6 protein-coding genes are annotated in these 12993 nt (G+C 55.4%); all 6 read left to right on the top strand.

The features are described 5' to 3' along the window. Positions 1 to 9: 9 nt before the first annotated feature. The 6 genes from JQC75_RS05945 to JQC75_RS05920 all read left to right on the top strand — a co-directional run bounded on the left by JQC75_RS05945 (position 10) and on the right by JQC75_RS05920 (position 12958). Positions 10 to 2163, top strand: a complete 2154-nt coding sequence (locus JQC75_RS05945; protein ID WP_203326528.1) for an OmcA/MtrC family decaheme c-type cytochrome — start codon at positions 10 to 12, stop codon at positions 2161 to 2163. A gap of 455 nt (positions 2164 to 2618) precedes the next feature. After that, positions 2619 to 5045 (top strand): OmcA/MtrC family decaheme c-type cytochrome, encoded by a 2427-nt coding sequence (locus JQC75_RS05940; protein ID WP_203326527.1) that lies wholly within the window; start codon positions 2619 to 2621, stop codon positions 5043 to 5045. A 275-nt stretch (positions 5046 to 5320) separates the two neighbouring features. Beyond that, the gene (locus JQC75_RS05935; RefSeq protein WP_203326526.1) at positions 5321 to 7510 is read left to right on the top strand and encodes an OmcA/MtrC family decaheme c-type cytochrome; all 2190 of its coding nucleotides are present in this window, start codon (positions 5321 to 5323) and stop codon (positions 7508 to 7510) included. A 307-nt stretch (positions 7511 to 7817) separates the two neighbouring features. Next, positions 7818 to 9815, top strand: coding sequence for an OmcA/MtrC family decaheme c-type cytochrome (locus JQC75_RS05930; RefSeq protein ID WP_203326525.1), 1998 nt, complete (start codon positions 7818 to 7820; stop codon positions 9813 to 9815). 122 nt (positions 9816 to 9937) lie between these two features. After that, positions 9938 to 10864: a DmsE family decaheme c-type cytochrome gene (locus tag JQC75_RS05925; protein ID WP_239002138.1), complete on the top strand. Its 927-nt coding sequence runs from the start codon at positions 9938 to 9940 to the stop codon at positions 10862 to 10864. Positions 10865 to 10876: 12 nt separating this feature from the next. Next, a complete protein-coding gene (locus JQC75_RS05920; RefSeq protein ID WP_203326523.1) occupies positions 10877 to 12958 on the top strand; it encodes an MtrB/PioB family decaheme-associated outer membrane protein in 2082 nt (693 codons plus the stop codon). Positions 12959 to 12993: the final 35 nt, after the last annotated feature.

The raw sequence follows: 12993 nt of genomic DNA, 5'->3' as shown, positions 1-12993 counted from the left end.
GTAACGACTATGAAGCATTACAAACACAGGATTTGGATGACACCGCTTCTTGGCGCCTTGCTGCTGTCTGGCTGCGGAAGTGATGGCAAAGATGGGGAAGATGGCGCCCCCGGTGAAGTGGGCTTATCCCTCGCTGATACCAAAGACATAGCCGTGAAGATAGATCTAGTAACTATCGATGCCGGCAAGGTGGTGGTGAATTTCAGCCTGACCAATAAAAACGGAGTAGCTATTACCGACTTGGATACCTACGCAGGGGTCGATACTCTGGGAGTGGGAATTGCCAAGTTAGTGCCACAAAGCGGCAAAGGTTTTAAAACGCCCCAATGGGTCAGCTACATCAACCGGGTAGTGGAACCGGTGGCCGAGCACATTCCGGCGGGTTTCGAGGATAAGGCAGGGCCTCAAATTCAAGCCAGCATCGAGAGCAGTTGCCGTCAGGACTGTATCGAAAAAACCGGCAATGGCAGCTACAGCTATACCTTCAGCCAAAATATCGGCTCACTGGACCCCATCGACGGCTTGGATCTGGGCTACGATGCCAGCCTCACTCACAGGATAAGCCTCGAACTCCGCATCGATAGCAACACAGGTAAACTGGTAAACACCCACTACGATTTCGTCCCGGCGACCGGCCAGGCCGCGAGCCCGGATGAAACCCGTTTGGTGGAAAATCTGCAGGAATCCTGCTTGCGCTGCCACAGCAGTGACTATGGACACGCCTGGGCGCCCAAACTGATTTTCCATGGCAGTCGCCGCTTCGATACCCCCAATTGTCAGGTATGCCACACCAGTTACGCCGCCGATCCCGAGACGGGCGCACCGCTGGACTTTGGCTACATGCTGCACCAAATCCACAGGGGCAAGTATTTCATGGTGGGATACCGTGGCAGCGTACATGATTTCTCTGAGGTCACCTTCCCCGCCGATGCCTACGATTGCCGCGTCTGCCACCAGGAAGGCGATAACCGGCCATTGGATGCGGGTAACTTCCGTCATCACAGGGCGCTTGCCTGCGGCTCCTGCCACGTGGACAGCACAGATCCGGCCACCATTAAGGCCGAAATGCATGCCAAGTATCAGCCAGACCACGCCTGCAGTACCTGTCACGCAGACCAGGGCATGGAAGGCGCCGGACATCACTTCACCGACGCCATTGCCAAGGACAATATGCGTCTGGATTATCGTGCCGCACTGGTGGCCGACTCAGTGAGTCTGGAAGGCGGCATGCTTAAGTTTGCGGTCAGCTTCAAAGACAGCAAGGGTACAGCCCAGCCAAGCCCGAATGCCGACCCCAGAATCAAGTACAGCACCCTGTACTTAGGTTTTGGCAACGAGCAGGACTTCACCGCTGGCCACACCAACGTGAACCTGTTAAACCTCACCCCGGTCTCAGGCAGCGACGGAGTATTCCAATACGAAAACGCCTTCAGCCTGACGGTAGACCCAGGGCTGCCGTCTTCGGCCTTCATCACCACCAATATGTGTGTTGATAGAGACACCCTAGCTGGTGTGGCCTGTGGCAGTGGCACCGATGAAGCGATAAACCCATCGGTGATCCCGGGACCTGCGGTAGTCTTTAACCTTCAGGGCGATAGCGGACTGGGCGCACGCCGCAGTGTGGTGAAAAACAGTACCTGCGACAATTGCCACGACAATAAGTACCTGGCTAAATTCGAAAGCAAAATGGCCCATAGTGGCCGTCGCAGTAACTTCGAAGGCGAGTGCCAGACCTGCCATAACCCGTCGTACAATAATGCGGGCCGCAAGGAGATCCAAAATCACATCGACTTCAAGGTGCGTATTCACGCCCACCACGCCGGAAAGCGAACGGGTGAAGATCCCATTACCTTCCCTGAACACTATGGCAATTGCGCCAGTTGTCACGAAAAAGGCAGCCTGAGTCTGAGCGGCCTTGCCAAGGTGCCGGCCACACCGGCAACCGATGGCAATGGTAATGAAGTCGAGTTCTCCCCTATCGCTTCTGCCTGTATCAGTTGCCATGGACCAAAGGACTCGTTGTTGGCCCACGTGCGCGCCAATGGCGGTGTAGCATCGGATCCGAGAGGCAGTTATCAGCCGGGCAGTGAAACCTGCGCCGTCTGCCACGGCGAGGGCAAAGCGGCCGGAGTCGATATAATTCACCCGGTTCGTTACAAATAGCCTCCGGTACTAATGCAAAAGGCGGCCCAGGCCGCCTTTTGTTTTTCCCGCGGTGTATACAGAGCGCCAGTTACAGCCAGTAACACCTGTTAACGCTTGGGTAATGCGGGGGCGTTAAAGGTTAAAACCCGCCTGAAAACGGTGAAAACAGCCCCATAAATCGGCATTAATCCCTTGATTCAGAGCAAGAAAACGACTCATCTTTCAGCATTTCAGTCAGCAACTATTCAGAAAAGCATCAGCGTTCAATGCCAACCTAAGCCCCCACCTGAAAGAAAATGAAATAAGCGCATGTTTTAAATAGCGTTTCTGATATTTAACATTTTAAAAACACTGAATTTGAGTCAGTTCACATCGACCGAATATGCATTTGGGAACACCTATCCCTTTATGGGTAAATCATGCTGAACACCAAACCCACACCGGGGCACCGGTGATATTCGCAGGGGAAAATGATGAAAAACCATAATAAAAGCAATCTGCTTCGCACCGCGCTGAGCACAGCTTTGCTGGCAGCAATGCTGGGTGGCTGTGGCAGCGATGGCAAAGACGGCAGTGATGGCCCGGATGGTGGCACAGGCGTGCATATCAAGTCCGCCACCAGTCTGAGCGCCAAAATTATCGATGCCCGAATTGAAGATGGCCGGGTGAGTGTCGACTTCAGTCTGGAAAACGCCAATGGCGTTGCCGTTTACGGCCTGGAATCCTTCGATGAAATCAACACCCTGGGTTTTGGTATCGCCAAACTGGATGCGCTTCAGAAGCGTGACCTTAAGGGCGGCGACGCCAAGTCCAGCCGTAAAGGCACCAAGCCCAGCCAGTGGACCAGCTACATCAATAACCTCAAAGATCCCAACCCTGCCCACGTACCGGCAGGCTTTGAAGCGCTGGCACGACCACAGATCCAGCCGGGTATTGAAAGCAGTTGTAAAGTAGACTGTATCGAAGTACTGGATTCGGGCCTGTACCGTTTCACCTTCCCCAAGGCCCTCGCCGATTATCCGCAAATCGATGGTCTGAATACAGAATTCAACCCTGAGCTGACCCACAGGATCACTCTGGAGTTAAAGCCAACCTCGGTGGTGAGTAATGCGACTCTGGTGAACAGTCACTATGACTTTATTCCGGCAACGGGCATGGCGGCCGAGGCCGAAGCTAGCCGTGAGCTGGTGGCGCTGCAAGAGTCCTGCATCCGCTGTCACAACGATGACTATGAAACCGCCAGCGCGCCCAAGCTGTTGATGCACGGCGCTAAGCGTACCAACATCGAAAATTGCGTGGTGTGCCACACCAGCTACGCCGGCGATCCTGAAACTTTCGCTACCCTCGACTTTGGCGCCATGCTGCACCGCATTCACCAGGGTACTTACAAGATGGTCGGTTATGGCGGCAGTATCCATGACTACAGCAAGGTCACCTTCCCCGGTGGCGAAAGCTGCCAAAGCTGCCACATCCAGGGTGAAGATGCCCCGGCTCAGGCCAGTCACTTCGGTTTCCATCGTCAGGAAGCCTGCGCCTCCTGCCACATGGGCGAGTTCAACGTAGTCGATCAGGCCGCCTGGTTAACGCCGCCAGACGGCCAAAAAGACCGTGGCTTCGTGGGTAACTACTTCCACTACTACGCCACCCCGGAAACTGACGGCATCAAGGGCGCCGATGTGCGCGCCGTATTCGACGCCGGTAACTGCGCAGGTTGTCACGCCGATACCTCCAACCCGCTGGGCTCGGCCATCTTCCACACCTCAGTGGACAATGCCAAAACCAGCATTCGCGACAGCTACGCCTTCAGTCTGGACAATGGTCAGTTTGCCATGCTTGACGGCAAAGGCAGCCTGACGGTAACCCTCAACTGGCCGGGCGAGCAGGCGCCGGATACCGATGCGGCGGTGAAGAGCCTGTGGCTGGTGGCAGCGGCTTTTGATGGCAACTACCAGATTGGCTATGGCAGCTCCAGCTTTGGCAGTCATCCCGGTCGCTTCAGTGTCGATTTGGCCAACTACACTAAATATATCAATGCGACCATCGAAAAGAGCGGCAATGGCAGCCAGATCCAGTACCGGATAAGCGGCCTGAGTCATGCCAACATCAACGCCATTCAGCAGGGTACCCTGTCTGCCAAGCTGTATGTGTGTGCCGATAAGGCCAGCGGCGTTGCCGTTGCCTGTGATGATGAGCAGACCGACATCACCGAGGTTGTGATTGCCCCCAAGCGTGCCAGCTTCTCCTTGAGTGGCGATGCCATTGACGGCCCCGTTGCCGTGGTATCTGCCGACAAGTGTGCCGACTGCCACGATACCCAGGCTGACTTCTCCAAGGCCCACTCCCGCACCCGCGCCACCGGTAGCCCGGATGCAGGCTGCTCAAGCTGCCATACCTCTGAGCCTAACACCGCGGTGCACCTGGATGACGGTAGCTGTGTCAGTTGCCACAACGACAGTCTGACTGCCGGCAACAGTTCGGGACACAGTGCCAGCCGCGCCAAGGCCTTTAGCCGCGGCTTCGACTTCAAGGTAATGGCACACCAGATCCACGCCAACACCCGCTCCGGCCGGTTCGGTAATTACACCACCGACATCAGCTTCCCGGGCAATGTGGCCGACTGCGCCGTCTGTCACGACAAGGGGCAGATTAAGCTCGACAGCCTTGCAATCAAAAAGGCCTTCCTGGCCGCCGACGGTGAATATTCGCCCACGGTTGCCGCCTGTGCTTCCTGCCACGCCCCAACGCTGGCAGGCAACGAAGCCGCCGTGAATCACTTCCTGCAAAATGGCGGTGTATATCAGGGTACTCAGGGCAGCTATACCGGCGGTGAATCCTGCGCAGCCTGTCACAGTGCGCGCAAGACCTTCGGTTTTGACAAGGTTCATCCGGTAAGTTTCTAAACCAACTGTCGGTATTGGCATCTGTCGATACCGACTTTTTGACCCAAATCAATCTTCACAATCATTTGAAGGTGAATGGCCTCATGAATTAAATACCCCTAAAGAAATAGTCCGATCTCAATCACATAACCCGGCGAAAGAGACTGATTATTCTGCATCACTTGGTTAGCCTTAACCATGGAAACATAAATCCACCCATTCTCTATGGTTAATGAGATTTGTTTTTATTAACCGCTAGTTAATGGCGATGACAAATACACTTGCAGGGAAATATTATGATGAAACGGTTCAACTTCAATGCCGCAACAAAAGCGATATTGGGTGCCGGATTACTGTCTTTAACGCTCGTCGGTTGCGGCAGCGACGGCAAAGATGGTGAAGACGGCAAAGATGGTGTCATAGGCGTCAGTATTGACAAGACATCCACCCTCAAAGCCACCTTTACCAATGCCAGTATCGATGCCGGTGTACTGAGCGTCGACTTCAGTTTGGAAAACGCCAATGGCGTGGCCGTGTTGGGGCTGACCAAAAATCACGACCTGCGTTTTGGCATCGCCCAGCTGTCCGAAGTCACAGAAACCATAGGTGAAGGTGAAGAAGCCATCGAAGCCAATCGCGGCTTCCAGTGGCAAGCCTATATCAACAGTAAAAAAGATCCCAATCCTGCCTGGATTCCAGAGGGCGATACCGATATCAATCCTTCCGCCCAGTTCCAGGCCAACGTAGAAGCCGCCAACAAGTGTGATGCCTGCCTGGTTGATCACGGCGACGGTACTTACACCTACACCTTCCAAACCAACATCGCCGGGGTCACTGAGCCTATTGCCGTCCCCTTCGACCCGGATAATACTCACAGAGCTACGCTGGAGCTCGAACTGCCCCAGGTCACTGCCAACGCCCACTATGACTGGCAACCTGCTTCCGGCAAGACCGATGGCATTCAAACCCGTGATGTGGTCAGCATTGAGACCTGTTACACCTGTCACCAGCCCGAGAGCCTCAAGCTCCACGGCGGCCGTCGTATCGACATTGAAAACTGCGCCTCTTGCCACACCAACACATCCGGCGATCCGGAAACCGGCAACAGCGTTGATTTCACCTACATGATCCACGCCATCCACAAGGGTGAACACCGCCTGACCTACTCGCCCACTGAGGAGAAAATGGTTCCGGAGCCCTACAAGGTGATTGGCTATGGCGGTGGCGTGCATGACTACAGCAAGGTGATGTACCCACAGGGACCTGCCGCTGACTGCGCAGCCTGTCACAAAGAAGGCAACGGCGCACCGGCAAATGCCGACCTGTTCAAGGCTGACTTGTCCAACAACGCCTGTATCGCCTGTCACACAGAGCTGCCATCCGATACCCACTACAAGTACAACTCAGGCACCAACTGCATGGGCTGTCACGCTGAAGACGGCTATGCCCGCAGCGGCGCCGAGGCCCACGGTGATGTGCTTAAAGCCTTTGACGTCACCAAAGAGATGTCGGTTAAGTTCAGCAACATAGGCGTTAACGCAGACGGCAAGTTCACCTTCAAGGTGCAGGTACTGGATAAAGACGGCAACGCCGTTGGCACCGAGTTCCTCGATACCAGCAGCCGAGTGGTGATGGCCTGGGACAGCAATAAGGACTTCCCCGGTTACTACGAAGCCTCGTACGGTAACCGTCGCATTGCCCTGAAAGACGGCACTTACGACGCCACCGACAAGAGTTACACCTTGACAGCAAAGGACGTTACCTTACCAGCGGATGCCAACGGCAAGACCTTCGAGCTGTGGTCAGCGCTCAAGGTATGCTTCAACAACGGTGGTTACGGCCGTCCTGAAGTGGTGATGACTGCCTGTGCTACCGAGGGTGTACGTAAGATTGAAGTCAAAGATGATGCACTGCACTTCGTCTGGAAAGACGGTGGCGTAGACGATGCTGCCACACCTGCCATGCGCCGCGAAATCATCGACTCGGCCAAGTGTCAGGGTTGTCACAACCAGCAGGTGTATCACTACGACAACGGCGTGAACTGTCAGACCTGCCACACTTCTGACAAGACCACAAAGAGTGATACCACCTATCCAGGCGGTAAGAAGCCAACCAGCTTCGCCTACAAGGCCCACGGCGCCGAAGGTCACTACCTCAAGTATGCCGGTGCCCAGACAGGCACAGTGCTGAAGTCTGACTGCAGCACCTGTCATACCGACAAGGGTATTACCCTGGGCCGTGCACCTGATCGCGTATGGCGCTTTGGCGACAAAGACAACAGCGGCGTGGATATCTGGGTATCCTCCGATGCCGGTGCCTGCATGAGCTGTCACCAGAAGTACATGGGCGACGCGGCCAAGTCTCACATTGAAACCAACGGCGGTGTCGTCGACGGTACCAGTGCTGAGGATGTGCGCACCCGTGCCAAAGAAAGCTGCTCTACCTGCCACACAGCAGATCAGATCCGTGGACTGCACAACAAATAAGGCCAGGCCTTAACGTCAAAAGAAGGGGGAGCATTTGCTCCCCCTTCTTGATGCAAATTGTGCAATAAAATCACGTATTTTTTGATCTGAAACAGCTTTCCTCCCCCAGTACCAATACCCCTTTTGAAATAGCCAGATCCAGTTCACACATTGGACACGCCAAGACAGATTTTCTACCCCCTATGAGGTAACTTTTCCTTGGGGAATGCTATTTCCAACATTGACTTAGATGGCCAACCCACTAGACGGCACCCCAAATGGTAAGCCGCCCGGTCTCAGAGCAATGTCAACCTATGCAGGGAACACCATGATGAACACACAAAAAACCAAAATCGCACTGCTGATGGCAGCCAGCGCCATTGGCTTGACCGCCTGTGGCGGCAGTGATGGCAGCGACGGCAATCCAGGCAACCCAGGCGGTGAGCCCGCAGGTGCCATTGCCGAGCTTCACTTCACTTTCGACAACACAAGGATTAACGACGGTATCACCAACGTCGAATTCACCGTCACCAACGAAGAAGACAAACCCGTTATTGGTCTGCAAAAAATGCGCTTCTATGCCGAGCAGCTGCTGCCGGAAGGCGCAACAGGTGCCGGCAACAGCTCACAGTGGGAATACCTGCTGGACGAAACCTGCGACTTGCCAGCGGGCAAGTGCCCGGGCACTTTCGTGGATCACAAAAATGGTCGCTACAGCTATACCTTCGGTACCAACCTGGCCGACTCAACCCGCTCCGAATACAAGGCTCAGCTGGCACAACGCCTGGTGATCCGCAACTACAACGTCCCCCTGCCAGATGGCACCACAGTACCCGGCACCACAGCCCTGACCGACTTTATGGGCGACTCGGGAGCCGAGGCTTTCTACAGCCGTAAAATCGTTGCCACCGATAGCTGTAATGCCTGTCACGGTGACGTACAGGAAGCCGGCCACATGACAGGTGATGTCAACTTCTGCGCCAGCTGCCACACCCCAGGCCGTGTAAGTGACGGTAAAGAATTCAACGTCTTTATCCACGACATCCACTTCACCCTGGATGACACCGACAATAAGATTAAGCCCGCCTTCGGCGTTGCGGCACTGGAAAACTGCCAGAGCTGTCACGTTGAAAAAGAAGCCGCACCTGACTGGGCCAACTGGAGCCGCATCCCTACCGCCCAAAGCTGTGGCAGTTGCCACACCAACATCGACTTTGCCGCCGGTAAAGGCCACTCCATGCAGGCCGATAACAGCAACTGCGTTGCCTGTCACAACAGTGACTGGACTGCAGAACTGCACACGGCTCAGAGCAAGGCAGCAAAAGAAGTGGTCGCCAAGCTGGGCATGAGCACCACACTGGTAGGTAACGAAGACAATACCGCCACGCTGACTCTGGCTATCACCGATACCGCCGGTAACGCAGTGGATGCCACCGGTCTGATGTCCAAAATCCAGCGTGTTGAAACCATCACCAACGTGGGCCCCAACTTCCCCATCATGGGCTACAACCGAAGCCCGGGAAATGGTCAGAAGAAAGTGGTCAAGGATCTGGTGAAGTCCGGCGCTCTGCAGGCTGACGTGACCCTGGTTGATGGCAAGCTGGTGTACACCACGCCTGTACTGCCTTTCGGCGCCGGCGATGCCAACACAGCCTTTACCTTTATCGGCCTGGAAATGTGTGTCAGTGGTACCGAGTTTGTTGATTGTGGTGACGGTGTTGCCACCCAGTCCATGAAGGCTCAGCTGGCCCACGGCACCAAGGCCGGTGAAACAGCAAACTTCCGTCATATCGATTCAGTGAACTTTGCCACCTGTCAGGGCTGTCACGGTGAAACCTTCGACATTCACAAGGGCTACCACACCGGCTTTATCATGAGCGAACAGCTTGGCCGCGAGGTCAACGGCAAGCTCACCGTGGGTGTTGATGCCTGTGTGACCTGTCACACCCCGGATGGCACCTACGGCAACGGCGCCAACAAGGGCGCGTTCGAGATGAAGCTGCACGTGGTACATGGCCAGGAAGGTGTCTTCAACGACTGCCGTCAGTGTCACAACGACTTCAACCTGGATGCCTTCAAGGTTAAGGGTGCGCTGGCAACTTCAGTCGAGCAGGTGACTCCTGAGACTAAAGTGAGCAAGTACACTACGCCCATCACGGCCACCTGTACCTCTTGCCACAGCACAGAGAGCATTGGCCACGGTCTGACCAACATGGGTGCCATCGTCGATGGTGACTACGTGGAAGCCAATCAGGCAGCGCAGCAGGAAACCTGTTTCTTCTGTCACAAGCCAACCGTGACCGACCACACTGTGGTGAAAATGTAATTGACCTTATCCCGGGGAGAGCCCGCTCTCCCCTTCCCCTCCGGAGACCGGTCAAATAAGGAAACGAGATGATGAAAACACGAACCCTCAGCGCCATCCTTGGCTCGCTGCTTGTCACGGGGATGCTGATGCACAGCCCCGCACAGGCCGCCAAATGGGACGCCAAGATGACCCCAGACGAAGTTGAGGCCACACTGGACAAGAAGTTTGCCGAAGGCAACTACTCACCCAAAGGGGCCGATTCCTGTTTGATGTGCCACAAAAAGTCTGAAAAAGTCATGGATCTCTTTAAGGGTGTCCATGGCGCAACCGACTCCAGCAAGAGCCCCATGGCCGGGCTGCAGTGCGAGTCCTGCCACGGTCCCATGGGCAACCACAACAAGGGTGGCAACGAGCCGATGATTACCTTCGGCAAGGATTCCACCTTGAGTGCCGAGAAGCAAAACAGCGTGTGTATGTCCTGTCACCAGGATGACAAACGCATGGCCTGGAACGGTGGTCACCACGATAACGCCGATGTGGCCTGCGCCTCGTGCCACAGTGTGCACACAGCCAAAGATCCCGTGCTGTCAAAGAGCACCGAGATGGAGGTTTGTACCAGCTGTCACACCAAGCAAAAGACTGATCTGAACAAACGTTCCAGCCATCCGCTCAAATGGGCTCAGATGGTGTGCAGCGACTGTCACAACCCCCATGGCAGCCTGAGCGATGCCGCGCTGGTTAAGCCTTCGGTAAACGAAACCTGCTATGCCTGCCACACGGAGAAGCGGGGCCCAAAATTGTGGGAGCATGCGCCCGTCACTGAGAATTGTGCCGCTTGCCACAATCCCCATGGCAGTGTGAATGACGCCATGCTCAAAGCCCGAGCCCCCATGCTGTGTCAGGAATGTCACGCCAGCGATGGCCACGCCAGTCGTGCCAATCTGGGCAACACAGGCTTTGGCAGCGAAGTGGGTGATAATGCCTTCAGCGGTGGCAGAAGCTGCCTGAATTGTCACGGCCAGGTGCATGGTTCCAATCATCCATCCGGCAAGTTGCTGCAACGTTAAGGAGGCGCCATCATGAGATTTCAACTCAATATGATCACTCTGGCGCTGCTTGCGGCCTCCGCCCCGGCACTGGCCGGTGGTTACAGCCTGCACAATGCCAACACCGAAAAAGTAAAGTTCGACGCCTGGACCTGTAAGGGCTGCGCGCTGGAAACCGGCACTCAGGGTACTGTAGGTGTGGGCGTGGGTTATCAGGACACAGATGATGTTCGTTCGGCCAACAGCTTTGGCAGCGACGAAGAAGTGCCTTACAAACTCGATGCCGACGTGCGCCACGTGACTGAGTCAGGCTATCGTACCGAATTCAATGCCGAGAACCTTGGCATGGACAACGGCAACGCCAGCCTGAAAACCGGTCGCCCCGGCAGTTACAACGTGAGTCTGGACTATCGCAGCATCAAAACCTACGAGTCTGATACCCTGGTCAGCCCATTTGAGGGCATAGGCTCAGCTAATCTCACTCTGCCCGGTGACTGGGTGTACTCAGGCTCCAGTGACGGAATGAGCGGCCTTGCCTCGGCCAGCCCCTTTGAGATGTCCCTCAAGCGCGAGCGGGCGGGCCTGGGCTTTGCCTATGAGAGCGAGTCAGCCTTTGCCACCTATGTGCATTATCAACGGGAAGAAAAAACCGGTTTGAAAACCGCCTCCGGCAGTTTCTTCAACCAGTCCATCATGCTGCCCGAGCCTGTGGATTACACCACAGACACAGTGGAAGCCGGTGTTAAGCTCAAGGGCGACAATGGCTTCCTGGCACTGGTATACAACGGCAGCCGTTTCTCCAATGGTTACAGTGAGCTGAGTTTTGATAACCCCTTCCATCCCACCTTTGGTGCGGCCAGAAGTGGTGCCATGGCACTGGACCCTGACAACCAGGCCCATACCGTATCCCTGCTGGGACTTTACAACGATGGCAGGAGCCAGCTCACCGGCCGCATGATGGCAGGCCAGATGAGCCAGGATGAGCCTTTGGTCACTACAGGTTACGGTTATGCCCTGCCGGTAGAAGCCCTCGATGCCAAAGTCGATATCATCGGCATGAGCCTCAAAGCCTCCAGCCGGGTCAACAAGGATCTGCGCCTGTCCGGCAGTTACGATTACAACGACCGTGACAACAAGACCCAAGTCGAAGAGTGGACCCAAATCAGCATTAACAATGTGTCCGGCAAGGTGGCTTACAACACCCCTTACGACCATACCAGCCACAGACTCAAGGCGGGTGCCGACTACCGCATCAGCCGCGGCATCAAACTGGATGGCGGAGTGGATTACAGGGTCGATGAGCGCAACTATCAGGACAGGGAAACCACCGAAGATACCACTGGCTGGGCAAGGCTGCGCCTTGGCAACTTCGAGCACTGGGATATCTCGCTGAAAGGCAGCTACGGCAGCCGCGGCGGCAGTGAATATCAGGCGAATGAATGGACCTCATCTGAAAACAATGCCCTGCTGCGCAAGTACTATCTGGCCGATCGCAATCGCACCCAGGCCGAAATGCGCGTGTCCCATACCCCGCTGGATACCCTGAGTATCGATGTAGGGATACGCTATGCCCTCGATGATTACGATGCCACCGAGATAGGCCTGACCGAGTCCAAAGATCTGGGCTACGATGCCAGCCTCAGTTGGCAGCTCACCGAGCGCCTGTTGCTGAGCGGCTTTTACACCCATCAAACCATAGATTCGGCCCAGGCAGGCAGCAGTAACTTTGCCACTGCCAACTGGTTCTCCGACATCGAAGACAAGGTGGATGTATATGGTCTGGGTCTGGCCTACAACCAATTGATGGATGGCAGGCTGAAACTCGGCGCCGATTACAGCTTCTCGGATTCAGAGAGTTCAACTCAGGTACGTCAGGGAATAACCGGCGATTACGGCGACTATTTTGCCAAGGTGCACAATCTGAACCTGTACGCCCAGTTCCAGGCAAGTGAGCGCATGGCCGTGCGCCTCGACTACCGCATGGAAAATTACCGTGATAATGATGAAGCCCGGGATATTGCCGTGGATGGCATCTGGAATCTGGTAAGTTTTGGCCCCATGAATCATGACTACAATGCCCACCTGGTCATGTTGAGCATGAGCTATCGTCTCTAACGAGTAACGCCTGAAAAGCCCGCTTTTGCGGGCTT

The sequence above is a fragment of the Shewanella litorisediminis genome, assembly GCF_016834455.1.
Lineage (GTDB): Bacteria > Pseudomonadota > Gammaproteobacteria > Enterobacterales > Shewanellaceae > Shewanella > Shewanella litorisediminis.
The sequence above is the reverse complement of the archived record's forward strand: the minus strand, read 5'-3'. Positions and strand labels throughout refer to the sequence as shown.